Origin of the sequence: Phenylobacterium montanum, assembly GCF_018135625.1 — a bacterium.
Classification (GTDB): domain Bacteria; phylum Pseudomonadota; class Alphaproteobacteria; order Caulobacterales; family Caulobacteraceae; genus Poindextera; species Poindextera montana.
The window spans coordinates 41,922-64,335 of record NZ_CP073079.1; the positions used below are offsets into that span (position 1 = coordinate 41,922).

Sequence of the window (22,414 nt, forward strand, 5' to 3'; positions counted from 1 at the left end):
CTCGCGCCGGTTATCCCCTGACGCGAGGGCGGAGAGGTGTCGGCGGAGCGCCAGAGCGCTCCGCCGATGCTTTGCGCCTTAGTTTCACCCCACGGACTGATCTGTCCGACAGGAGACCTCCATGCGCTCTGCCTGGCTTCTTGCCGTGTCGGCGATGGTCGCCGGCGCCGCCCACGCCGCCCCGATGACCTTCGAGGCGGCCCTGAAACTCGCCGACCAGTCGGCCCCGACGCTCCAGGCGCGCGCCGCCGACGTCCGCGCGGCCCGGTCTTCGGCCATCGCGGCGGGCCGCCTTCCCGATCCGAAGCTGGCGTTTGGCATCGAGGGATTCCCGGTCTCCGGGCCCGTTGCCGGTCACCCCGAGCGCGACGACTTCAGCGATGCTCGGGTGGGCGTCATGCAGGATGTTCCGAACGGCGCCAAACGGCGGTCGGCGCGTGAGCGCGCGGCCGCCGACATCGGCGCGGCTGAAGCCAATGAGACGGCGCAGGGGCGCGAGGTGAGGCTCAACACGGCGCTCGCCTGGATCGACCTCTTCTACGCCGAGCGCCGGCTCGCGGCCCTCAGTGACATCGACAAGGCCCTGGCCCCCCTTCGCGACGCGACGCCATCGCAGGTCGCCTCGGGCGCGATGCGGCCTGCCCAGACCCTGGAACCGGAACAACTGACGGCGGCCTTGGGCGACCGGCGCGCGGACCTCGTCGCCGCCGTAGGCAAGGCTCGTTCCGAGCTGGTGCGCTGGACGGGCGACGCGGATGCGGAGGTCGCCGGCATTCCGCCCGACTACCCGATTGACGCCGCCGCCTTGCACGCCGGGCTCGACCAACTCCCCGCCCTTGCGGTCTACGACGCCATGGGCCGCCAGGCGGACGCGGACGTCGACGCCGCCAAGGCCGACAAGCATTCCGACTGGAGCTGGGAGCTGGCCTATCAGCATCGCGATCCACGCTTTGGCGACATGGTGATGGTCCAGGCGACGGTGAGCCTGCCCCTGTTCGCCGGGGCCCGACAGGACCCGGTCATCGCCGCCCGCACAGAGACGGCCGGGCGTGTCCGGATCGAGCGCGAAGCGGCGCGCCGCGAACTCCTGGCGACCTTGGACGCCAGCCTGGCCGATCACGCCATGCATCACGACCGCCTGCACAGGGCGCTTGAGACCCTTGTCCCCCTGGCCAAACGGCGGGCCGACCTCGAGACGGCCGCCTATGGCGCCGGCACGGCGAGCCTGTCGGACGTGCTGCAGGCCTTCCTCGCCCTGGCCGAGGCCCGCATCGACGCCATCGACCGAGAAGCCGACGTGACGCGTGACGGCGCCCGGATCGTCCTGACCTTTGGAGCTCAAGCGCAATGACAACTCGGTCCTTGTCTCCGGCGCGCCTGGCCCTCGCGGGCGTGGCGATCGCGGCCCTCGCTGGGGCCGGCGGATACGGCGTCGCCCACCTGCAGAAGCCCCCGTCCCCGCCGCTGGCGACGGCAGGCGCCGCTGGGGCGAAGCCGCTTTATTGGTACGATCCGATGGTCCCGGCGCAGCATTTCGACAAGCCGGGCAAGTCGCCTTTCATGGACATGCAGCTGGTGCCCCGCTACGCGGCCGACGCCGCGGGCGGGGCGGCTCCAGGGGTCCAGATCGACCCGGCGACCACCCAGAGCCTCGGCGTCCGACTGGTCGCCGTCGTGCGCGGGGATTTCGCCGATGGGTTGGACGCCACGGGCGTCCTCGACTTCAATCAGCGGCAAGTGGCGATCATTCAGGCGCGGGCCGCCGGGTTCGTTCAGCGCGTCTATGCCCGCGCGCCGGGAGACATCGTTTCCGCCGGCGCCCCGATCGCTGATCTCCTGGTCCCCAGCTGGGGCGGCGCCCAGGCTGAGTACCTCGCCGTCCGACAGTCGGGCGGTCCGGCTTTGGAAGCCGCCGCTCGTCAGAGGCTACGGCTGCTGGGGATGCCCGACAGCCTGATCGAGGCCGTGGCGCGCGACGGCAGAGCCCGGACGGTCGTGACCGTGTCCACCCCGCAAGGCGGCGCTATCCAGACCCTCGATGTCCGCCAGGGCATGACGGTGAGCATGGGCCAGACCCTGGCCCAGATTTCGGGGCTGGGCTCGGTCTGGCTGAACGCGGCCGTTCCGGAAGCCCTGGGCGGGCAGGTGAAGGTGGGACGGGCGGCCCGGGCCGAGTTGGCGGCCTTTCCGGGCGAGGTCTTCACCGGCCGCGTGACCGCCATCCTGCCGACCACCCAGATCGACAGTCACACGCTGCAGGTCCGCATCGAGCTTCCAAACCCAGCCGGCCGCCTGCATCCGGGGATGTTCGCGACGGTCCACCTGAGCGGCGCGGCCCACCCGGCGCTATTCGTGCCGTCGGAAGCCGTGATCCGGACGGGTAAGCGATCCCTGGTGATGGTCGCCGGCGACGGCGGCCGCTTCCAACCGGTCGAGGTCCAGGTCGGACGCGAGGATGCTAATCGCACCGAGATCCTGGCGGGCCTCGGCGAGGGCCAGAAGGTTGTCGCCTCCGGGCAGTTCCTGATCGACTCGGAGGCCAGCCTGGCCGGCGTTCAGGTCCGGCCGCTGGCGAGCGCCACGGTCCCTCAAAGCGCCGCCGCCCCACCCAAGGCGGCGCTCTACGAGACCCGGGGGCGGATCGAGGCGCTGACCGCGGGCGCGATCACCCTCAGCCACGAGCCGGTTCCCGCCATCGGCTGGCCGGCGATGACCATGACCTTCAGGCTCGATCCGCCGTCGCTGGCCAAGGGCATGAAGGTCGGGGACCAGGTCGGCTTCGGATTCGAACAGAAGCCCGAGGGTCCGGTGATCCGCCGCCTTAGCCCGGCGGCCGGCCAATGATCGCCGCCCTGATCCGCCTTTCCGTCCGTCACCGCATCTTCGTGGTGCTGGGCGCCCTGGCGCTGCTGGCCGCCGGCGTCCTGGCCGTGCGCTCTACGCCCGTCGATGCCTTGCCGGACCTGTCCGACGTTCAGGTGATCATCCGCACGCCTTATCCCGGCCAGGCGCCGCAGATCGTCGAGAACCAGGTCACCTACCCCCTGGCCACCACCATGTTGTCGGTCCCCGGGGCCAAGACGGTGCGGGGCTACTCGTTCTTCGGCGACAGCTTCGTCTATGTGCTGTTCGAGGACGGCACCGACCTCTACTGGGCCCGCTCGCGGGTGCTGGAGTACCTCAACCAGGTCCAGAGCCGCCTGCCGGAGGGCGCCAAGCCGGCGCTTGGACCGGACGCCACCGGCGTCGGCTGGGTCTACGAATACGCCCTTGTTGACCGCACCGGCCACCATGACCTGTCCGAGCTGCGCTCCCTGCAGGACTGGTTCCTGCGCTATGAGCTCAAGACCCTGCCCGGCGTGGCCGAGGTCGCCTCCATCGGTGGAATGGTCAAACAGTACCAAGTGGTGCTCGACCCGGTGAAACTGGCCGCCTACGGCGTCACCCACCAGCAGGTTGTCGCCGCCATCCAGGCGGCCAACCAGGAGACCGGCGGGTCAGTTCTGGAGCTGGCCGAGGCCGAATACATGGTCCGCGCCTCCGGCTACCTGAAGACGCTGGACGACTTCCGCGCCATTCCCCTGAAGACGGCCGCCGGCGGCGTGCCGGTGCGGCTGGGCGACGTCGCCACCATCCAGATCGGCCCGGAGATGCGGCGCGGCGTCGCCGAGCTGAACGGCCAGGGCGAGGTCGCGGGGGGTGTCGTCATCCTGCGTTCCGGCAAGAACGCCCGCGAAACCATCGCGGCGGTGAAGGTCAAACTCGCTGAGCTGAAGAAGAGTCTGCCGGCCGGCGTCGAGATCGTGCCGACCTACGACCGATCCCAGCTCATCGATCGCTCGATCGGCAATCTGCGAGAAAAGCTGATCGAGGAGTTCATCATCGTCGCCCTGGTCTGCGCGATGTTCCTGGGCCACGCGCGCTCGGCCCTGGTGGCGATCCTGACCCTGCCCCTGGGCGTGCTGGCGGCCTTGCTGGTGATGCGCGTGCAGGGGGTCAACGCCAACATCATGTCGCTCGGCGGCATCGCCATCGCCATCGGCGCCATGGTCGACGCCGCCGTGGTGATGATTGAGAACGCCCATAAGAAGATCGAGCGCTGGGAGGCCGCCCACCCGGGCGAACACCTGCATGGCGAGAAGCGATGGATCGTGGTCACCGAGGCGGCGGCCGAGGTTGGACCGGCCCTGTTCCTCAGCCTGATCATCATCACCCTCAGCTTCGTGCCGGTCTTTTCGCTGCAAGGGCAGGAAGGGCGGCTGTTCGCCCCGCTGGCCTTCACCAAGAGCTACGCCATGGCCGCGGCGGCGATCCTGTCGGTCACCCTGGTCCCTGTACTGATGGGTTGGCTGATCCGAGGCCGGATCCCGGCCGAGACCAGCAATCCCATCAACCGCGGACTCACCACGCTCTACCAGCCTGTCCTGGACTGGGTGATGGGCCGGCCTCGGATGACCCTCTTGATCGCCGTGCTGGCCTTCGCCACCACGGCCTGGCCCCTGGCCCATCTGGGCGGCGAGTTCATGCCGCAGCTCAACGAGGGCGACCTGCTCTATATGCCCTCGGCCCTGCCCGGCCTCTCGGTGGCCAAGGCCTCGGAGCTGCTCCAGCAGACCGACCGGCTGATCAAGACGGTGCCGGAGGTTCAGACCGTGTTCGGCAAGGCCGGGCGCGCCGAGACCGCCACCGATCCGGCGCCGCTGGAGATGTTCGAGACCACCATCCAGTTCAAGCCTCGGGCTGAGTGGCGGCCGGGCATGACCCCGGACAAGCTGGTCGAGGAGCTGGACCGGACGGTGAAGGTCCCCGGCCTCGCCAATGTCTGGGTTCCGCCGATCCGCAACCGCATCGACATGCTGGCGACCGGCATCAAGAGCCCGATCGGGGTCAAGGTCTCCGGCTCGGACCTGGCCGAGTTGGACCGCATCGCCCATGACGTCGAAACGACGGCCAAGACCGTGCCCGGCGTCAGCTCGGCCCTGGCCGAGCGGCTGACCGGCGGGCGTTACGTCGACGTGGACATCGACCGCGCCGCAGCCGCCCGTTACGGCCTCAACATCGCCGACGTGCAGGCGATCGTCTCCGGCGCGATCGGCGGCGACAACGTCGGCCAGACAGTCGAAGGCCTCGCCCGCTATCCGATCAGCGTCCGCTATCCTCGCGAGCTTCGCGACAGCTTGGAGGGCCTGCGCGCTCTGCCCATCCTCACGCTAGGCGGCCAGCAGATTACGCTGGGCGCGGTCGCCAAGCTGCAGATCGCCGAAGGCCCTCCGATGCTCAAGACGGAGAACGGCCGACCGTCGACCTGGGTCTATGTCGACGTGCGCGGCCGCGACCTGGCGTCGGTCGTCGGGGACTTGCAGCGTGCGGTGACGAAGGACGTGAGGCTCTCCCCCGGGGTCTCGATCGCCTACTCGGGCCAGTTCGAATACCTGCAGCGGGCGGTCGAGCGGCTGAAGCTGGTCGTACCCGCGACCCTGCTGATCATCTTCATCCTGCTCTACGTCACCTTCGGCCGCTTCGACGAGGCGGCCCTGATCATGGGCACCCTGCCCTTCGCGCTCACCGGCGGGATCTGGACCCTCTACTGGCTGGGTTTCCATCAGTCGGTCGCCACGGGCGTCGGCTTCATCGCCCTGGCCGGCGTCTCCGCCGAGTTCGGGGTGGTGATGCTCATCTACCTGAAGGACGCTCTGGCCGATCGCGGGGAAGACCCCACGGACCTTCAGGTCGAGGACGCGGTTCGCGAAGGCGCGCTGATGCGTGTGCGGCCCAAGGCCATGACCGTGGCAGTGATCCTCGCTGGCCTGTTGCCGATCCTGCTCGGCCACGGGACCGGATCGGAAGTCATGAGCCGGATCGCCGCGCCGATGATCGGCGGCATGCTCACCGCGCCGCTCCTCTCCATGCTCGTCGTCCCTGCGGCCTACCTGCTGCTGCGGCGCCGTCGCTCCAAGTCCACCCCAGCCTCTCAGACCCAAAGGAGTTCATCATGAGAGCTATCGCCTACGCCGTTGTCGGCGCCCTCACCCTCACGGCCGCCGGCGCTGCGGCGGCCGACGATATGTCGAACATGAAAGGCATGTCCGCCGCACCAGCCGCCAAGCATGGCCAGGGGACGGGCCTCATCAAGGCCATCGACCCGAAAGCCGGCACCCTAACGATCCAGCACGGACCGATCCCGGCCGTGTCGTGGCCGGCGATGACCATGACCTTCAAAGCCAAGCCTGCCGCCCTGCTCAAGGGCTTGAAGGTTGGCCAGACCATCGGCTTCGACACGACGGTGCGGGGCATGGACGCCGACGTCACCGCGGTGCGACCCCACAGCTAGCTACCGCTGACCGCGCCCTCGCGCCGAACGCCTGCCGATGGAAGGGCGTTCGGCGGTTTGGCATATCCACCACTATGCCGGCACAACTGGTAGCTGAAACGTGGCTGTTCACCGCCCCCTTGCGAAGCTCGGCTGTAACCCTCAAATAGGCCTGAGGATATACGTCAGGTTGTCTCGGAAAACTCAACGGTTCGGAGCCACAAAGGGCTCGCGACCGGCGAGGGGTCTTGTCGCCTGGAATGCAATCAAGGCCTGCAAGCGTGGCGGGTATCAGGGAGACGGCATCTGAGCGGCGTTGCGGACGGCTTCAACAGGGTGGCGTCACTTCGCCTGGTCCGCCGTGGATAAGCGGTCCTCCTCCCCAATCCAGCTCACCCCCAGGCAGCTCGAATGCCTGACGCGGATTGCGGCCGGAGAGACCTCGGCCGAGATCGCCGCAGCGCTTGGTCTGTCGAAGCGGACGGTCGACCACTACGTCACCCACGCCTGCGCGCGGCTCGGGGTTCGCAATCGCGCTCAGGCCGTGGCCAAGGCGATCCGCTCCCGCCTGATCCCCGGTCGAACTTCGTAGGCCATGGTCCGCCTAGGATCTCGAAGACTCGCTAGGGCATTTATACCCTAGAATTTCCGCCGTATTGCGATCCGGCCCGCCGCCCGCCAGACTCACCTGGTGGTTGCTGGACCGTAAGGACCCGACAACAGGTGCGCCAAAGGGGCAGGTGCATGGAACGCGCGATAGCGTGTCCGTGCCGCCCCGCCGCCACACCCGGTAACGGCGCATGGGTGCTTGGTGTCAGTTCGTTCCTTCGAGTGCTTTCACGACGAGCCCCTGGCGCTTGGCGCCGCCGGCGACGTTCTCGCCGCCCGCCGCCTCGCGCGGGAATTTCTCTCGCAGGGCCCGCCCGGCCTCGCGAACTCCACGTTGGCGGCCCTGATCCTTGCCGGCGCCTGTCTCCACGCCGCCAGCCTCGCCCTGGGCGAACCCAGCATCTTCGACCTGGCGTCCGTCCTGCGGGACCTGATACCCGACCAGGCCCCCCTCCGCCCGATGCTCACCAGCCGCATTCAATTCTCGACCTATGCGGCGGCGGAATTGCGCATGCTGACACCCTCGTCCCAGTCAGCCTTGATCGGCCAGTTGCTCATGCTGGTCATGCCCGAGGCCGCCCGCGCTGGCGAATCCGGTGGCGACACCAAAAAAGATATAAACGCCCATGATGCGCCGAAATAGCAAGAAAGGCACTTGACCGGCGTGAGTCGCGGAGTGAGGTTTGCTAGCCCGCGAATGCCGGGCCTGACCTGGAGACACCCATGTCCCGCGCCCGCTGGGCTCGCGCCCGTCGCCATCTACGCGCCGCCGGCCCCCTTGTGGTGGTCGCCGCGGCCCTGATCCTAACCTCCCCCGCGCTCGCCGGCACGACCGGCGGCACGTCCATGCCGTGGGAAACCCCGCTGCAGACCGTGCAGGACTCGCTGGCGGGCCCCGTGGCCAAGGCTGTGGGCATCATCGCCATCGTCATCACCGGCCTTGGCTTCGCCTTCGCCGAAGGCGGCTCGGCCATGCGCAAGGGCATCGGCATCGTCTTTGGGCTGGCGATCGCCTTCACCGCCACGACCTTCATCTCCAGCTTCTTCAACCTGACCTCGGGCGCGGTGTTCTGACGTGGCCGTCTCTCAGATCGAGGGCTTCGAGATCGGCTTTCACAGCTCCTTGTCGGAGCCGGTGACGATCGCCGGAGTGCCCCGCATGATCGCCGTGCTGAACGGCACGCTGACCGCCGTGCTGGCGCTGGGCCTTCAGGTCCCCGCCATCGGCCTGCCACTGGGCTTGGTGGTCCACGCCGCCTGTTTCTGGCTCAACAAGCGCGACCCCTATTTCTTCGACGCCCTGAAGCGGCACATCCGCCAAAAGCCCTACTGGGACGCCTGACCGTGGGCGCGGTCGCACACGCCCTGACCTCCCCGGCCGGCGCCATTGCGTTCGCCGCCGCCCTCGTCTGGGCGCCGCTCACCGGCTTTCCGACCTGGCCGGCGCTGGCGCGCGGTCGCCTCGCCAGCACCGTCGCCCTGACCGGCGCCGTCGCCAGTTTCGCGTTCGCCTTCGCCAACTGCGCGCTCGGCCGGCAGACGTGAGGTCCCAGGATCATGCTGTATCTCCGCGAGTACCGCGCCAAGGCTGAACGTCTCTTCGATCATCTTCCCTGGGTGGCGCTGATTGGACCGGGCCTGGTCCTCAACAAGGACGGCAGCTTCCAGAAGACCCTGGCCTTCCGCGGCCCCGATCTGGCCAGCGCCACGGACGCCGGGCTCGTCGCCACCCGCGCCCAGCTCAACAACGCCCTGCGCCGGCTGGGCTCGCGCTGGTGCCTGCACGTGGAGGCCTTGCGCGCCTCCTCGCAGGACTATGCGTCCAGCGCGTTCCCTGACCCGGTCTCGGCCCTGATCGACGACGAGCGCCGGGGGGCTTTCGAAGCCGAGGAGCGCCATTTCGAGAGCCGCTATTTCCTGACCTTCACCTTCCTGCCGCCCGAAGAGGCGATCTCGACGGCGGAGAGCCTGATGCTGGAAAACGCGCCGTCGGGGCGCGGGGCGGCCGGCATGTATCGCGCGGCCTTGGGCGGCTTCCTCGCCTCGGTCCGCCAGATCGCCGACATCCTTGGCGCCATCATGCCGGAGGTCCGCGAGCTCGATGACGACGAGACGCTGACCTATCTGCACGGCTGCATCTCGACCAAGCGCCACTATGTCCGCACGCCCGACACGCCGGCCTACCTCGACGCGTTTCTTTGCGACGACGACTTCCAGGGCGGCCTGCTGCCGCGCCTGGGCGGGCAGTATGTCCGCACCATTTCGGTGCGCGCCTACCCCACCTCCTCCTCGCCAGGCCTGCTCGACCGGCTGAACGAGCTGGGGGTCAGCTATCGCTGGACCTGCCGGTTCATGCCGCTCGACAAGGAGGACGCCCGCAAGGCGGTGTCCACCGTTCGCAAGCGCTGGTTCGCCAAGCGCAAGGGCGTGATGGCGCTGCTGAAGGAGGCGATCACCCACGAGCCCTCGCTGCTCGAGGACCCCGACGCGACGGCCAAGACCAATGACGCGGACGCGGCGCTGGCCATCCTCGGCGGCGACTATGCCTCGATCGGCTATTTCACCCCGACGGTGACCCTGATCGACCGCGATCCGGACCGGCTCGCCGACCGGGTCCGCGAGGTGGAAAGCGCCATCAACCGGGTCGGCTTCGTCTGCAAGGTCGAGGACGTCAACGCGGTCGAGGCGTGGCTGGGCAGCCTGCCGGGCCAGGCCTATGCGGATCTGCGCCGGCCCCTGGTGTCCTCGCTGAACCTCTGCGACATGATCCCGATGTCGGCCATCTGGCCGGGCCCCTCGCGCAACGCCCACCTGTCGGCCGAATGCGCCAAGCGTGGCCACCCCGGAGCTCAGCCGCCCCTCATGGTCACCCGGACGGCGGGCACCACGCCGTTCCGGTTCGACCTGCACCAAGGCGATGTCGGTCACGCGATGGTCGTCGGACCGACCGGCGCCGGCAAGTCGGTGCTGCTGAACACCATCGCCATGCAGTGGCTGCGCTATCCCGAGGCGCAGATCTTTTATTTCGACAAGGGCGCCAGCTCGCGCGCCGCCACCCTCTTGGCCGGCGGACAGTTCTTCGTGCTGGGCGGGGATCAGACCGACCTGGCCTTCCAGCCGCTGGCCGACCTCGAAAGCGCCGAGGACAAGACCTGGGCCCAGGAGTGGGTGCAGGACATCGTCGCCGCCGAGGGCGTCGCGATCTCGCCGGCCATCAAGGACGAGATCTGGAGCGGGTTGCGCAACCTGGCGGCCGGCCCGCGCGATCAGCGCACCCTGACCCTGCTGGCCGCGACCATTCAGGATCAGACCGTCAAGTCGGCGCTGCTGCCCTACACGCTGGCCGGTCCCCACGGGCACCTGCTGGACGCCCAGGACAACGCCCGGGTCTCGGCGCGCTGGCAGACCTTCGAGATGGCCGAGCTGATCAACAACAAGGCCGCGCTCGCGCCGGTGCTGACCTACATCTTCCGCACCCTGGAGCAGCGGTTCGACGGCCGGCCGACCCTGCTGGTCCTCGACGAGGCGTGGCTGTTCCTCGACCAGGGCTCCTTCGCGGCCAAGATCCGCGAATGGCTGAAGACCCTGCGCAAGTTCAACGTCGCGGTCGTCTTCGCCACGCAGAGCCTGGCGGACATCGCCCGCTCCACGATCGCGCCGGCCCTGATCGAGAGCTGCCCGACCCGAATCTTTCTGCCGAACCCCGACGCGGTGACGCCGCAGATCGCCGAGCTCTACGCCGCCTTCGGGCTCAACGAGCAACAGCTGCGCATCGTCGGCGGAGCGACCCCGAAGCGGGAATATTACTATCAGTCGAGCGCCGGGAACCGCCTGTTCGAGCTTGGCCTCGGCCCGGTGACCCTGGCCGCTGTCGGCGCTTCTTCGCCCGGCGACCAGCAGCGGATCAGCGCGGCCTTGGCACAGGGCGGCCCCGCCCGCTTCGCCGAGGCCTACTACCGGGCGCAGGGCCTGTCCGAGGTCGCCGACTACCTCGCCCGCGCGTCAGCGTCCGCCTCCGCGAGGGTGGCGTGATGGAGCCGCACCCGCCCTGCCCCGCCGCGCTTGAGCCGCCGCTCTCCAGCCTGGAGTTCGCGCGCCTCACCCGCCTGGCGGCCCGCCTGCCGCACCGATGGATCGTCAGTCCGCGCCGGCGGCGCTTCCTGTTCCTCGCCCTCGCGGCTCCGGGATTTGCGGCGGTGTTCGCCACGCCCCTGCATCAGAACCTGGCGCTGATGCTGCTCGGTTTCGCGGGCTTTGCCGCCGCCTGGATTTTCCGCCGCCGCACCGAGCGGGTCTTCATCCGCGCCGAGGCCGCCGCGCTTTGGCCGCCCCCTTTGTCGTCAACCCGGGAGACTCCCACCCATGCGTAGGTCCTTCAGTTCCGCCGGCCTCGCGCTGGCCCTCGTCCTGACGGCGACGGCGCCGCCGCCGGTCGCCCACGCCCAGATGGCGGTGATCGACGTCAAGGCGATCCTGCAGGCCGAGCAGCAGGTCACCAACAGCCTCACCCAGATTCAGCGCCTGGAGTCGCAACTCACCAACCAGGCGGCCATGCTGCAGAAGCTGCAGACCGACGTCACCGGGCCGATCGCGCAGATCGCCAGCCAGGCGACCGGCATCCTGCAGCAGGCGCAGGGCATCGGCTACGGCGCCCAGAATGTCGCCCAGCAATATGCCACGCTCTACCCCTCGACCATGCCCGGCGCGAGCCTCGCCACCACCCAGGCCTCCCTCGCGAGCTGGCGCCAGAACAATGCGCTGGCCCTGCAACAGGCGCTGCAGATGCAGAACGCCATCGCCCAGGGTCAGCCGATCACCTCGGCCCAGGTGGCGAGCGCGGTCAGCGCCTCCCAGGGCGCGGCGGGCCAGACCTCGGCGATCCAGGCCACCAACCAGCTGCTGGCCACGGTGACCGCCCAGCTCACCGAACTGCAGAACCTGCTGATCACCCAGGCCCGGGCCGAGCAGACCCTCGCAGCCCAGGTCCAGGCGTCCCAGGCGACTGGCGAGGCGGACAGCCAGCGCTTCTGGGCCACCACGCCGCCCGCGAGCCGCGTTCAGAACCCGGACAAGCTGTGATGCGCGCCCGTCTCGTCATTGCGCTGGGCCTCGCCGCGGCCGCCCTGGCCGCCTGCTCCCAGCCGGTCCCGACCCACGACAAGGCCTATTACGCCCAGCACGACGCCGAGCGGGCGACGCAGCTGGCGGCCTGCCAGAACGATCCCGGCCGCCTCGCCGCGACGCCCAATTGCGTCAACGCCCAGTCGGCCGACGCCGATGGCCATGCCTCGAAGTTCTACGACGTGGCCAAGCCTGCCCCGCGCGTCGCCGACCCCGGGAAACTGTAGGAGACCCGGACCGTGGCGACTGCCGATCCCGCCGTCCTCGACGATTTTCTCAACAAGTTCCGCAGCCAGGTAGACGCTGGGTTCGGGCTGATCCAGGGCGACGTTTCGGCCACGCTGGCCAGCCTGGTGGTGATCTCGATCGTGATCACCGCGTTGATGTGGGCCATCGACGAGAACCAGAACGTCCTGGCGTCGCTGGTGCGCAAGATCCTCCTGGTCGGGTTCTTCGCCTTCCTGGTTGCGCAGTGGCCGACCCTGACCAAGACCGTGGTCAACGGGTTTGCCGCCCTGGGCCTGAAGGCCGGCGGCGGGGGTATGTCCCTCTCGACCTTCACCACCTCGCCCTCCCAGATCGTCATGGCCGGCATCAAGGTGATCGCCGGGCTGATGCAGTACGTGAAGAAGATCTCGCCCGGGCCCATCGAGTTCTTCGCCCACATCGACGTGGTGGCCATGGCCATCGTCGCCGCGATCGGCATCCTGATCGCCTTCGTGATCCTGGCAGTCGAAATCGTCGTCACGATCATCGAATTCCACATCGTCACCCTCGTGGCCTTCGTCACCGTCCCGTTCGGGGTGCTGACCCAGACCTCGTTCATGAGCGAGCGGGCCATCGGCTACGTGGTTTCCGTCGGGATCAAGCTGATGGCCCTGGCGATCGTGGTCAGCCTGGGGACCACGGTGTTCGACAACTACAGCGTCTCCCCGGACCCCGGCATCGGCGAGGACGTCGGCTTGCTGCTCGCCGCCGTGGTCATGGTCATGTTGGCGCTGAAGATCCCCGCCATCGCCGCGGCCCTGATCTCCGGTGGCCCGCAGCTGAGTTCCGGCGGAGCCTTGATGGGCGCCGCGGGTGTTGCGGCTGGCGTCGCCGGCGCGGGCCTGGCCATGCGCGCCGTTGGCGGCGCGGTCGCCTCCGGCTGGGCGGCGGGCGGCGGCCAGGTCGCGGCCGCCCGCAGCGCCGCGGGCGCGATCCCCTCTGGCGGCGGGTCTGCGCCGACACCGGGCGGCGGCCCTGGCGCGGCCGATTTCGCGCGCGCCCCGGTGTCCTCGGCCGTCTCGAGCCTGCGCTCGGCGGGTGGGCGCCTGTTCGGCGCGGGCATGGCTGAAGGCGGGTCCGACGACGAGGCTCCGCCGCCGCCGTCCCCGGCCGACACGGTGGCGCGCGCCGAGGCGCGGCGCAGCGGCCTTGCGGCGGCGGCGCAGACCGCGGCGGCCACGGCCGCCCAGGGTGAGGAGAGCGGCGCCGGCATGAGCGCCACGCCGATCCCTCCCGAAGAGCCCCCGACCGGCGCCGGGACCTAGAGGACCTGAATCGATGAATCCCTTCCGACGCCCAAACGACCACTACGGCAGCTCGGCGCCTGTGGAGACGCCCTATCAGCGGGCCAGCCAGGAGTGGGACCGCCGCATCGGCGCCCCCGTGATTCAGGCGCGCAACTGGCGGCTGATGGCCTTCGCCGGCTGGGCGGTGGCGGCCTTGGCGGTCGGCGGCCTGATCTACCAGGGCAGCAACACCCGCATCGCCACCTACGTCATACCGATCGACAAATATGGCCGACCGGGGCGGATCGAGATGGCGGGGCGCACCTACACTCCCTCCTCCGCCGAGGTCGGCTATTTCCTGGCCGACTGGGTGACGCGCACGCGGTCCAAGAGCATCGACCCCATCGTCATCCGGGACAACTGGACCGGCGCCTATCGATTCGTGGTCGGGCCGGCGATCGGCCAGCTCAACGACTATGCCAAGACCCACGATCCCTTCGCCAACGCCGGCAGCCAGGCGGTCAGCGTTGAGGTCGTCTCGGTCCTCCAGCGCAGCCCCGCCACTTACCAGGTGCAGTGGCGCGAGACGACCTTCGACCAGGGGGTCAGCTCCAGCACCGTCAACTGGACCGGCCTGTTCACCACCAAGATCGACCCGCCGAAAAACGAGGCAGACCTCAGGGCCAATCCGCTCGGCGTCTTCATCACCGCCTTCCAGTGGAGTCGCGAGCTATGAGCCTCATCCGCAAGATTCCTGTGCGTCCGACGCAAAGCCTTTGCGTGGCGGCCGCCCTGGCCATCGTCGGCGACGCTTCGGCCCAGACGCCCACGGCGCTGACGCCCAACCCGCCCCCGGCCCGGGCGCCGGCGGCTGGCGCGGCCGTCGCCCCGATCACACCCACGGCGCCCACGCCCCGCGTCCATCGGATCCGGCGCGGCCCGCCGCCGCCCGGCTTTGCGGCGGTGACCGCGGCCAACGCCGGCGCGCGGGCCTATGCCACCCCCGACGCCTACATCAATGCGGTCCTGTTCTACGACTATGAGGCGGGGCGGATTTACACGCTGCAGACCAGCCCCCGGTTCCTGACCACGGTGCTGCTGCGGCCCGGCGAGAAGCTGATCGCCAAGGCCGCCGGCGACACGGTGCGCTGGGTGCTGGGCGAGACCGTCCAGGGCAGCGGCGCCAACCAGCAGGTGGTGGTGCTGATCAAGCCAATCCGCGGCGGCCTGAAGACCAATGTGGTGTTGACGACCGACCAGCGGACCTACCTGCTGGAGGCGGTCAGCCGCGAGGGCGGGACCTACACCAGCGCGATCAGCTGGAACTACCCGCAGGAGCAGATGCAGGCCCTGGCCGCGGCCCAGGCCGCCCAGGCGCAGAGCGTGGTGGCCCCGACGCTGGCCATCGACCAGCTGCACTTCGACTACAAGGTCGAGGCCATCCACATGAAGCCGCCGCGCTGGCAGCCGCTGCGGGTCTTCGACGATGGGCTGAAGACCTACATCCAGTTCCCGGTGAACATGGCCGCCACCGACGCTCCGCCCCTGTTCCTGGTCGGCCCGGGCGGCACGGCCCAGCTGGTCAACTACCGCTTCCTCAACGGCTACTATGTGGTCGACCGCCTGGTCGACGTCGCCGAGCTGCGGCTGGGCGAAAAGCCCCAGCAGGTCGTGCGGATCACCCGCACGGCGCGGAAGGGGTAGGCCGATGACCTACCTTCCGCCCGACCGTCCGATCGGCGAGGCGCCGTCCTCGACCAAGGCCTCGGCCGAGAGCGTGCTGGCCGCGCCGCGCCTGCCCGTCACCCGATGGAATCGCCGCTACCTGGTGGCCGGCGCCGGTGCGCTGGCCGCGATCGTGGCGGCGGGGTTCTACATCGGCTTCGGCGGCGCCAACCGGCCGGCGCCAAAACAGAGCGCCGCCCAGACCACGGCGGACACCGCGCCCACCACGCCGGCCTTCGCCACCCGGTACGCCGCCGGCTACGGCGATCCCGCCGTGCGGGCGGCCGACGCCCCCGGGACCGTGGCCCTGCCGCCGCCCGGCGCAACAGGGGGCGTGGGCGCCGGCGCATCGCCTGCCGCCCAGACCCGGGTGGATCCCGCCGTGCAGCAGGCGCGCGACCAGGCGGTCGCCGCGCGTGGCTCGGGGCCGTTCTTTGCGGCCCAGGCGCAGGCCGGCGGTGGGGCGCCCGAGGCGGCCGCGCCAGTGACCCTCGCCGAGGCGCAGCCGGGCGCGGCGCCGGTCACACCCGCGCCCGACGTGCAACCGGCCAACGGCCAGGGTGGCAAGGCGCAGTTCCTGGCCACGGCCCGGACGGAGGACTACCTCGCCACGCCGCTGCGGCCGCCGGCCAGCCCCTGGGAGGTCAAGGCCGGCACGGTCATTCCGGCGGCCCTGATCACCGCGCTCAACTCCGATCTGCCGGGCGAGGTGATCGCCCAGGTCACCGAGCCGATCTACGACCACGCCACGGGCCGCACCGTCCTGATCCCACAGGGCTCGCGGCTGATCGGCCGCTACGACAGCCAGATCGCCTACGGCCAGGAGCGGGCCCTGATCGCCTGGAACAGGATCATCATGCCCGACGGCCGATCCATCAACATCGGCTCGATGAGCGGCGGCGACCTCACGGGCGCCGCCGGCCTCAAGGACCAGGTCGACGGCCATTTTTGGCAGCTGGCGCGCGGCATCCTGCTCTCTACCGTCTTCAGCGTCGGCGCCGCCTCGGCGCAGGACGCCAGCGCCCGCAGCTCCGGCGAGCTGGTGCTTAACAGCGCCTCGTCCGGCATCTCCACCGGAGCCCAGCAGGTGGGTCAGCAGATCACGTCGCGCGACCTCAATCGCCAGCCGACCATCAAGGTGCGCGCCGGCTGGCCGCTCCGCGTCCTGGTCAACAAGGACATGATCCTGGCGCCCTACCCCTGAGGCCGGCCGATGACATCGCGCAGCTGCAAACTAGGGCTCGTCCTGCCTGTGGGCCTGCACGAGCAGATGGCCGCCGTGGCAGGTGGCTCGGCAACGGGGCCGCCGCCGCGTGGGGCCATTCAGGACCTCTATGCTCGGGCCTTCACCGCGCTCCTGGAGGACCTAGACGCGGGCCAGCCGGTCGTCTTCGCCGCGGTGCGCGGCGCCAAGGCCCGGGTGACGCTGCGGTTGCCGGACGCGCTGTGCGCCCGGATCCGCGCGCGACTGGAGCCGCTGAACCTGAAGCTGACCGACTTCGCCTGCGCAGCGGTCCAGCGAACCCTTTCCCCCCACGATGGAGGCTGACATGGCCAAGGCGGCGACCCCGACCCTCGCGCTCCCCAAGATCGACCTGGAAGAAAAGCTGCTCGACGTGCGCCTGCGTCTGAAGGGCAAGGCCGCCATCGACCTGGCCGACTATCAGCGCGCCTACGCGGCGACCAATGGTCATCCGGTCGAGCCTGAGCCACTCATCCAGCACATCCTCGCGGCCTTCATCGAGGCCGATCGCGGCTTCCAGGCCTGGCGCAAAGCCAACCCGCCGCAGGAGCCAAAAGCCTGAGGTCAGCCCGCCTTGGCCGGGCCCTCGATTCTCGATTCGCAGCAAGATCATAGAGTCGCGCCGCGTGCGCCGTTTCAGAGGTTTTGGCGCATGGGGCGCCCTTTGGCGGCGGACAGACTCATCCCAGGCTCCACCATGCCGAATCGCGCGTGCCGCGCGCGACGCGGCGCGCCTTGGAGAGACCGATGACTTAGCGAGATGAGGCCCAAAACGGCGAAAGCCCCCGACGGCAATCGGAGGCTCTCGTGAAATTCGATCAAGTCGCGTGGTGGCGGCGTTTGATGGGGACAGGCTAGGCGTTTCGTTTTTGGCGTCAAGACCCCAAACGCTTCCCTGCGGCCGTCGAACGACACACGCCGGCGCGGACCTCGTCCTGGGAAAGGACGACCCCATGCCCTCCCCCTGACCCCTTTTGACCGGGCGCGATCGCGCCCGCGATCCAAGCGCCTAGGCCTCGCCTGGGCGTCAACGCCCGGCCTTGGCCGGGATCAGCCAGGAATTGATCCGTGACCTAAGACGAGACCCTAAAACGGCGAAAGCCCCCAGTTGGCGCTGGAGGCTCTCGGATATCGCAGGCGCCGTTGTGAGAGGCGGCAAATCAACCGGTCCAAACTAGGGGGCGTTTTTAACGTCGTCAAGGACCGGACGGGACCCCTTTGTCCCGAAATCCTGCCGGTTTCAGCCCGTGAATCGGCCTCGTCCCGACCCGAAGGGACATCATGCAAACCGCACATTCCGTGGAATGGCGGCCCGGCTTCGCCAAGCGCGCAGACAACTTCGAGGAAGTCTGTGCGAAGGCCGAGGCCTGGCGCTGGCGGCCGGGCGACTCCATCGCCCGCGTGGCCGCCGCCGTGCTCAAGGGCACGCCGATGCTGACGACGCCGCAGCGCCTGACGCTGCTGCTGTACGTCGAGCACCTCAACCAGGACCGCCTGGAGCAGGACATCGCCTGCGTCTGGCCGTCCACGGGCCTGATCGCCGAGTACCTCGGCTGCAGCGAGAGCCAGGCCCGGACCAATCGGCGTGGCCTGGAGGCGGCCGGCTTCATGGTGCGGGACTACAATCGCGCCAACCGGCCGGCCGGGCTCGAGGCCTACGACCTTCGCCCGCTGTTGGCCCGCCTCGACGAACTGGAGGCGGTCGACGCCGCGATCCGCGGGGCGATTGCCGCCCGCAGGGCCTTGCAGTCGGAAGCGGTAGCCTTCCCGACAAAATATAGCGCCCAGGCGCCAGAATCCCGGCGCCTAGAACAGTCCCAAAAGAACTTTAGTTATCCTGTACCCGAGAAGGACGCGGGTTCCCCGCGAAGTTATTCCGAGAAGCGGCCCGCTGCGCGGCCCGAGCGCGGAAGGACCAACGGATCCTCGGGCCAACCCCAGCGCACCGGCACGGTCCGCGCCCTTGGCTCTCCAGGGGGAGCCAGCGGTTTCGCCGGCGCGAATCTTGGACCCTCGGTGCACGCGGAAATGGTCCGCCAGGAGCTTCAGAGCGCCGTGCGCATCTGTCCGAGGCTCGCCCCGCTGGTCCCGGATCACGTCCTGAAAGACCCGTCCACGGCCACGCCGGAAGACGCCGCCCGGATCGCCGCCGCGGCGCCGTTGCTGCTGCCGGACCCGGAACGGAACAACAGCCTGTCGGTGCAGTGGGGATGGGCCCGCCACGGCATCCGCGTGGTCACCATGCTGGCCATCGCGCTGGAGGACCCCGAGGTCCGAAGCCCCTGCGCCTACTTCGGCGCCTTCGCCACCAAGCCGTCTGGCGGCGTGCCGGACCTGCGGCTCAACCTGGCCAGGATCCTGAAGCAGAAGGGGGAGATCCCGCCGGCCGAGATCACCCCGGCCCCGCGGCCGGAGGCGGTGTTCGAGCCGCAGCCTGAGCTGCCGCCGTTGATGTTTGCGCCCGGCGCCGAGGACGCGCCCTGGCCTGAGATCAACGCCGAGGTCCGGCGGCTGATCCGGGACGGCGCCCATGGCAGCTGGTTCAACCGGATCGGATTCCACGGCATCGTCGACGGGGTGCTGACGCTTTCGACGCCGACCGGCATCGCCGCCGATCGGATCAAACGGGACTACGTCGAGGCGATCAAGATGGCCGCCGAGACCGTCGGGGTCTTCGTCGACCGGGTGGTGTTGATGGTGAGGAAACGGTGAGGCGAGCGCCTTGGCGGTGTTCCCCGAGCACTGGCCGCGTGGCGGGTGACCGACGTCGCCATGCCACCGCCTCGGAACTGAGCTGTGCGGATGGACCTTGGCCGGGTTGCTGTTCGGCTGGCTCGATTGGCCAGATCACGCCATCCACGCGGCGCGTTCCTCCGCGACCTTCGCATCGGTTTCACACGCCACAGCTTTCGCCAGTTTTCCGGCGCCACGGTACTGTCGCGCGGCAACTTTCAATTCTATCGCGCTCTTTAGCCAGTCCTGTTTCGACCAATGCGGCTTAGTACGTATGAGCTCAGGATCAACATGGCATTCGGTAACGATCCACTCTTCTAAGTCCCACCTCCTCGCGCCTTGCGGCAAGCGTTTTACCTTCGCCACGAAGGCCATAATCTTATCGTTGAGCGCAGCTATCTGACCGGGCAGCTCGTCGAGTTGTTTTTTGAGCTCTTGGTCTTTCATGGCCCGGACCTTAGCAGGGTGGTTGCCGATCAGAGAATCCGAGACGTCCGCGTCTCGGCCAGGGCGGCGAAGATCGTCGCCAGCTGGACATCGACTAGCCGGGCCGCCTCGGGAAGACCGATGTCGAGCGCCGGGAGCTCGTCGAGGCCGTGTCGGGCGTAGGCCGGTCCCACGGCGGCGATGAGCCGGGTGACCGGCGGCGCTGGGGCCGGAAGGCCCAGCTCGGTCGCCGCCTCGGCCGCCTTGGCCAGGTCGTGGCGGATTTCCCGGCGGTTCCAATCGTCGCTGCGGCCGCGCGCGAGGAGGAAGGCCTTGAAGCCCAGCTCCAGCCCGATGCAGAGGCTCTGCAGGATGTGGCTTTGCGCGGCGGGATCGCCGCGCTCGGCTTGCAACGTCGCGCCGTGCGTGAACTCAGCCGCGCGGTCGGCGAAGGTTGCGGAAAGGGTCAGGTCGGGCGTCGCCAAGGGATGTACCTAAACGGCCTTTTGAGGCTCCAGGTCGCCGTGCCGGTCGGTGACACAGGTGATCGGGCCGACGTAGTGGAGGTCCTCGCGGATCGAAGCGATGGCGAGGGCGACGTCCTTGTAGGTCTTGGGCTGGTCGAACTTGGCCATGTTGAGACGATATTCGCCGGGCCGGTCGGACAGCCTGAAGAAGATGACCCACAGGCCGTCTTCCTGCTCGAGCAGCCGCGCGTCGATCAGCGTGGTCCCCTTGTCGAGCATCATGGACAGGCTGCGGACCCGGATGGCCTGGTCGCTGTTGGCGGTGCGAATCCACGCCTCGTCGCTGCGGTCGGCCTCGGTCTCGTCAGATGTTTCCTTGGAACCGGCCAATCACACTCCTCCGCGCCAGGGAACGGCTAGCTTGAATCGGCCAAAGAGTCCTCCGCGAAAGCGTGACCGTGACAATTTGATGCGCGGAAATTGGTGTTTTGGCACATGATGCACATGGCTTGGTCGAGGGTTGGAAGGGGGGAGCGCCCTCCCCCTGCGCCCGGGCCGCCGGCGGCGTCTCGGGCGACCCCCTCCAGCGGGGACACCCCGCAACGCCCCGTGTGGGGTGGGGCCAGGCGCGCCGCGGCCGGTGCGATCGTCGGAAAGGCCGGAGGTGGGGTCCTTTGGGGTGAAGCTGATGGAGGCGGAGCCATGACCTTGAGATCGATCGTGCAGGCGCTGGGCGGCGACCTCTACGATGGCGGTCGCCGCGCCAACATCCCCGCGCCGGGTCACAGCGCCGAGGACCGCTCCGTCTCCCTGCTGCTGCAGTACGACCGCGTCGTCGTGCACACCTTCGGCGATGGCGACTGGCGCGCGGTCCTGGATTTCCTGCGCGAGCAGCAGTTGATCGACGCCAGCAACGCCCCGTTGGCCGGATCCGGCCGGGGGCCACGCCCGGCGCCGGCGCGGGCCAGCAGTTCCGACACCGAGCGGCGCGATGCGGCCCTGCGGCTGTGGGAGCCCGGGCGGGCGGTGACCGGCTCGCTCTCCGAGCGCCATTGCCGCCTGCGGGGCGTCCAGCGCGACCTCCCGGGACCGGCGGCGCTGCGCCACAACCACGATGCGCCGGTCTCGGCCTACGGGAGCGGGCGTCACCGCCGGCCGGCGCTGCTCGCCGGGATCCAGGATGCCGATGGCCGGTTCACGGCAGTTGAGGTGACCTATCTGGCGCCCAACGGGCAACGGGCGATCGACCTGCGGCTCTCGCGCAAGACCGTGGGCCCGGCGCCGGGCGGCAGCGCCATCCGCCTCGACCCGGCCGACGTCGAGATGCTGGTTGGCGAGGGGGTGTTCACGACGCTATCGGCCACGGAATGGTTCGGCCTGCCCGGCTGGGCGCTGATGTCGACCCGCAATCTGCGGGTCTGGACACCGCCCTCCGGCGTGCGCTCGGTGCTGATCGCCGCTGACCGCGGCAAGGATGGCGAGGCGTCGGCCGATCGCCTGAAGGGACGGCTGATCGGCCTGGGCGTGGCGGCCTCGATCGCCCTTCCGCCCGAGCCCTGGGGAGACTGGAACGAGTGGTCGTGTCGTCGATGAGTGCGCTGCGGCTGGACAAACGCGTCTGCCTGTTGGCGCTCGCGGTCCTCCTGGGCGCCGCCGCGCCCGCGCCCATCGTCGGCCGCGCCCGGGTCGTTGACGGAGACACCCTCACCGTGGCGGGCGCCCGGGTCCGTATCTGGGGCATCGATGCGCCGGAGGGCCGCCAGACCTGCCGGGACGCCGCCGGCCACGGCTATGCCTGCGGGGAGGTCGCCACAGCGCGGATGCGCGCGCTGGTCGCCGGCGGCGACGTCAGCTGTGTCGTGCGCGACCACGACCAGTACGGTCGGTCCGTCTCCCAGTGTCGCGCCGGCGGGCAGGACCTGGGCGCCGCCATGGTCGGCGCCGGCCTGGCCGTCGAATACCGCCGCTTCGACGGCGGCGCCTATGCGGCCGTCGAGGCGGAGGCCCGGCGCGCCCGTCGGGGCCTCTGGGCGGGGACCTTCGAGCAACCGTCGGAATGGCGCGCCGATGAGCGCAGCGCGGTCGCCGCCGCGCCACAGGCCGCCGTCCCGAGCAGCTGTGTGTTGAAGGGCAACATCAACGCCAGGGGTTTGCGGATCGTCCATGCCCCAGGTCAGCGCGACTACGCCGCGACCCGGATCGACACGGCGCGGGGGGAACGCTGGTTCTGCTCGCTCGAGGCGGCCGAGGCGGCGGGCTGGACCCCGGCCCGGCGCTAGCAAAGGAG

25 protein-coding genes are annotated in these 22,414 nt (G+C 69.5%); 22 read left to right on the forward strand and 3 right to left on the reverse strand.

The features are described 5' to 3' along the window. Positions 1-121 precede the first annotated feature (121 nt). From KCG34_RS25510 to KCG34_RS25605, 20 genes are all read left to right on the forward strand, one after another. Positions 122-1,351 carry a TolC family protein gene (locus KCG34_RS25510; protein WP_211941039.1) on the forward strand — a complete coding sequence of 410 codons (1,230 nt, stop codon included), beginning with the start codon at positions 122-124 and terminating at the stop codon, positions 1,349-1,351. Continuing rightward, positions 1,348-2,844, forward strand: a complete 1,497-nt coding sequence (locus KCG34_RS25515; RefSeq protein WP_211941040.1) for an efflux RND transporter periplasmic adaptor subunit — start codon at positions 1,348-1,350, stop codon at positions 2,842-2,844. Before KCG34_RS25510 ends, KCG34_RS25515 begins: the two co-directional genes overlap by 4 nt. Then, a complete protein-coding gene (locus KCG34_RS25520; protein WP_211941041.1) occupies positions 2,841-5,996 on the forward strand; it encodes an efflux RND transporter permease subunit in 3,156 nt (1,051 codons plus the stop codon). The genes KCG34_RS25515 and KCG34_RS25520 overlap by 4 nt, the downstream gene beginning before the upstream one ends. Then, positions 5,993-6,331, forward strand: coding sequence for a copper-binding protein (locus tag KCG34_RS25525; protein WP_211941042.1), 339 nt, complete (start codon positions 5,993-5,995; stop codon positions 6,329-6,331). Before KCG34_RS25520 ends, KCG34_RS25525 begins: the two co-directional genes overlap by 4 nt. A 340-nt stretch (positions 6,332-6,671) precedes the next feature. Beyond that, positions 6,672-6,902: a response regulator transcription factor gene (locus KCG34_RS25530; protein WP_249138396.1), complete on the forward strand. Its 231-nt coding sequence runs from the start codon at positions 6,672-6,674 to the stop codon at positions 6,900-6,902. Between the two features lie 351 nt (positions 6,903-7,253). Continuing rightward, positions 7,254-7,562, forward strand: a complete 309-nt coding sequence (locus KCG34_RS25535) for a hypothetical protein (protein ID WP_211940969.1) — start codon at positions 7,254-7,256, stop codon at positions 7,560-7,562. Between the two features lie 80 nt (positions 7,563-7,642). After that, positions 7,643-7,993: a TrbC/VirB2 family type IV secretion system protein gene (locus KCG34_RS25540; RefSeq protein WP_211940970.1), complete on the forward strand. Its 351-nt coding sequence runs from the start codon at positions 7,643-7,645 to the stop codon at positions 7,991-7,993. A gap of 1 nt (position 7,994) precedes the next feature. Further along, positions 7,995-8,261 (forward strand): VirB3 family type IV secretion system protein, encoded by a 267-nt coding sequence (locus KCG34_RS25545; protein WP_211940971.1) that lies wholly within the window; start codon positions 7,995-7,997, stop codon positions 8,259-8,261. 2 nt (positions 8,262-8,263) lie between these two features. Beyond that, on the forward strand, positions 8,264-8,464 hold the full coding sequence (locus KCG34_RS25550; RefSeq protein ID WP_211940972.1) for a hypothetical protein: 201 nt from the start codon (positions 8,264-8,266) through the stop codon (positions 8,462-8,464). Positions 8,465-8,476: 12 nt separating this feature from the next. Next, positions 8,477-10,951, forward strand: coding sequence for a conjugal transfer protein TrbE (gene trbE, locus KCG34_RS25555; protein WP_211940973.1), 2,475 nt, complete (start codon positions 8,477-8,479; stop codon positions 10,949-10,951). Beyond that, a complete protein-coding gene (locus KCG34_RS25560; RefSeq protein WP_211940974.1) occupies positions 10,948-11,289 on the forward strand; it encodes a hypothetical protein in 342 nt (113 codons plus the stop codon). Before trbE ends, KCG34_RS25560 begins: the two co-directional genes overlap by 4 nt. Beyond that, positions 11,282-11,998, forward strand: coding sequence for a TrbJ/VirB5 family protein (locus tag KCG34_RS25565; RefSeq protein ID WP_211940975.1), 717 nt, complete (start codon positions 11,282-11,284; stop codon positions 11,996-11,998). Before KCG34_RS25560 ends, KCG34_RS25565 begins: the two co-directional genes overlap by 8 nt. Continuing rightward, a complete protein-coding gene (locus KCG34_RS25570; RefSeq protein ID WP_211940976.1) occupies positions 11,998-12,267 on the forward strand; it encodes an EexN family lipoprotein in 270 nt (89 codons plus the stop codon). The genes KCG34_RS25565 and KCG34_RS25570 overlap by 1 nt, the downstream gene beginning before the upstream one ends. Positions 12,268-12,279: 12 nt before the next feature. Beyond that, on the forward strand, positions 12,280-13,572 hold the full coding sequence (trbL, locus tag KCG34_RS25575) for a P-type conjugative transfer protein TrbL (RefSeq protein WP_211940977.1): 1,293 nt from the start codon (positions 12,280-12,282) through the stop codon (positions 13,570-13,572). 13 nt (positions 13,573-13,585) lie between these two features. After that, positions 13,586-14,269: a conjugal transfer protein TrbF gene (trbF, locus tag KCG34_RS25580; RefSeq protein ID WP_211940978.1), complete on the forward strand. Its 684-nt coding sequence runs from the start codon at positions 13,586-13,588 to the stop codon at positions 14,267-14,269. Beyond that, on the forward strand, positions 14,266-15,237 hold the full coding sequence (gene trbG / locus KCG34_RS25585) for a P-type conjugative transfer protein TrbG (RefSeq protein ID WP_211940979.1): 972 nt from the start codon (positions 14,266-14,268) through the stop codon (positions 15,235-15,237). Before trbF ends, trbG begins: the two co-directional genes overlap by 4 nt. A gap of 4 nt (positions 15,238-15,241) precedes the next feature. Further along, entirely contained in the window at positions 15,242-16,462 is a 1,221-nt protein-coding gene (locus tag KCG34_RS25590) for a TraB/TrbI/VirB10 family type IV secretion system protein (RefSeq protein ID WP_211940980.1), read from the forward strand. Between the two features lie 9 nt (positions 16,463-16,471). Next, the gene (locus KCG34_RS25595) at positions 16,472-16,807 is read left to right on the forward strand and encodes a hypothetical protein (protein WP_211940981.1); all 336 of its coding nucleotides are present in this window, start codon (positions 16,472-16,474) and stop codon (positions 16,805-16,807) included. 1 nt (position 16,808) lies between these two features. After that, positions 16,809-17,063 (forward strand): DUF2274 domain-containing protein, encoded by a 255-nt coding sequence (locus KCG34_RS25600; protein WP_211940982.1) that lies wholly within the window; start codon positions 16,809-16,811, stop codon positions 17,061-17,063. Positions 17,064-17,782: 719 nt separating this feature from the next. Further along, positions 17,783-19,213, forward strand: coding sequence for a DnaA N-terminal domain-containing protein (locus KCG34_RS25605; RefSeq protein ID WP_211940983.1), 1,431 nt, complete (start codon positions 17,783-17,785; stop codon positions 19,211-19,213). 135 nt (positions 19,214-19,348) lie between these two features. On the opposite strand, the gene KCG34_RS25610 is transcribed toward KCG34_RS25605, so the two are convergent. Genes KCG34_RS25610 through KCG34_RS25620 form a run of 3 tightly spaced genes read right to left on the reverse strand, consistent with a single transcriptional unit; the run spans position 19,349 to position 20,517 of the window. Continuing rightward, positions 19,349-19,681: a hypothetical protein gene (locus KCG34_RS25610; RefSeq protein ID WP_211940984.1), complete on the reverse strand. Its 333-nt coding sequence runs from the start codon at positions 19,679-19,681 to the stop codon at positions 19,349-19,351. 29 nt (positions 19,682-19,710) lie between these two features. Next, positions 19,711-20,145 (reverse strand): hypothetical protein, encoded by a 435-nt coding sequence (locus KCG34_RS25615; protein ID WP_211940985.1) that lies wholly within the window; start codon positions 20,143-20,145, stop codon positions 19,711-19,713. A gap of 9 nt (positions 20,146-20,154) precedes the next feature. Then, positions 20,155-20,517, reverse strand: coding sequence for a hypothetical protein (locus tag KCG34_RS25620; RefSeq protein ID WP_211940986.1), 363 nt, complete (start codon positions 20,515-20,517; stop codon positions 20,155-20,157). Between the two features lie 312 nt (positions 20,518-20,829). Here KCG34_RS25620 and KCG34_RS25625 point away from each other — a divergent pair, with 312 nt between their 5' ends. After that, positions 20,830-21,720: a DUF7146 domain-containing protein gene (locus KCG34_RS25625; protein ID WP_211940987.1), complete on the forward strand. Its 891-nt coding sequence runs from the start codon at positions 20,830-20,832 to the stop codon at positions 21,718-21,720. Continuing rightward, positions 21,717-22,406, forward strand: a complete 690-nt coding sequence (locus KCG34_RS25630) for a thermonuclease family protein (protein ID WP_211941048.1) — start codon at positions 21,717-21,719, stop codon at positions 22,404-22,406. The genes KCG34_RS25625 and KCG34_RS25630 overlap by 4 nt, the downstream gene beginning before the upstream one ends. Positions 22,407-22,414 lie beyond the last annotated feature (8 nt).

What these genes read in the sequence shown, in the direction of transcription:
- KCG34_RS25510 (WP_211941039.1), top strand. Translation starts at nt 122, where the DNA reads ATGCGCTCTGCCTGGCTTCTTGCCGTGTCGGCGATGGTCGCCGGCGCC.
- KCG34_RS25515 (WP_211941040.1), top strand. Translation starts at nt 1,348, where the DNA reads ATGACAACTCGGTCCTTGTCTCCGGCGCGCCTGGCCCTCGCGGGCGTG.
- KCG34_RS25520 (WP_211941041.1), top strand. Translation starts at nt 2,841, where the DNA reads ATGATCGCCGCCCTGATCCGCCTTTCCGTCCGTCACCGCATCTTCGTG.
- KCG34_RS25525 (WP_211941042.1), top strand. Translation starts at nt 5,993, where the DNA reads ATGAGAGCTATCGCCTACGCCGTTGTCGGCGCCCTCACCCTCACGGCC.
- KCG34_RS25540 (WP_211940970.1), top strand. Translation starts at nt 7,643, where the DNA reads ATGTCCCGCGCCCGCTGGGCTCGCGCCCGTCGCCATCTACGCGCCGCC.
- trbE (WP_211940973.1), top strand. Translation starts at nt 8,477, where the DNA reads ATGCTGTATCTCCGCGAGTACCGCGCCAAGGCTGAACGTCTCTTCGAT.
- KCG34_RS25565 (WP_211940975.1), top strand. Translation starts at nt 11,282, where the DNA reads ATGCGTAGGTCCTTCAGTTCCGCCGGCCTCGCGCTGGCCCTCGTCCTG.
- KCG34_RS25570 (WP_211940976.1), top strand. Translation starts at nt 11,998, where the DNA reads ATGCGCGCCCGTCTCGTCATTGCGCTGGGCCTCGCCGCGGCCGCCCTG.
- trbF (WP_211940978.1), top strand. Translation starts at nt 13,586, where the DNA reads ATGAATCCCTTCCGACGCCCAAACGACCACTACGGCAGCTCGGCGCCT.
- trbG (WP_211940979.1), top strand. Translation starts at nt 14,266, where the DNA reads ATGAGCCTCATCCGCAAGATTCCTGTGCGTCCGACGCAAAGCCTTTGC.
- KCG34_RS25590 (WP_211940980.1), top strand. Translation starts at nt 15,242, where the DNA reads ATGACCTACCTTCCGCCCGACCGTCCGATCGGCGAGGCGCCGTCCTCG.
- KCG34_RS25595 (WP_211940981.1), top strand. Translation starts at nt 16,472, where the DNA reads ATGACATCGCGCAGCTGCAAACTAGGGCTCGTCCTGCCTGTGGGCCTG.
- KCG34_RS25600 (WP_211940982.1), top strand. Translation starts at nt 16,809, where the DNA reads ATGGCCAAGGCGGCGACCCCGACCCTCGCGCTCCCCAAGATCGACCTG.
- KCG34_RS25605 (WP_211940983.1), top strand. Translation starts at nt 17,783, where the DNA reads ATGCAAACCGCACATTCCGTGGAATGGCGGCCCGGCTTCGCCAAGCGC.
- KCG34_RS25610 (WP_211940984.1), bottom strand. Translation starts at nt 19,681, where the DNA reads ATGAAAGACCAAGAGCTCAAAAAACAACTCGACGAGCTGCCCGGTCAG.
- KCG34_RS25625 (WP_211940987.1), top strand. Translation starts at nt 20,830, where the DNA reads ATGACCTTGAGATCGATCGTGCAGGCGCTGGGCGGCGACCTCTACGAT.
- KCG34_RS25630 (WP_211941048.1), top strand. Translation starts at nt 21,717, where the DNA reads ATGAGTGCGCTGCGGCTGGACAAACGCGTCTGCCTGTTGGCGCTCGCG.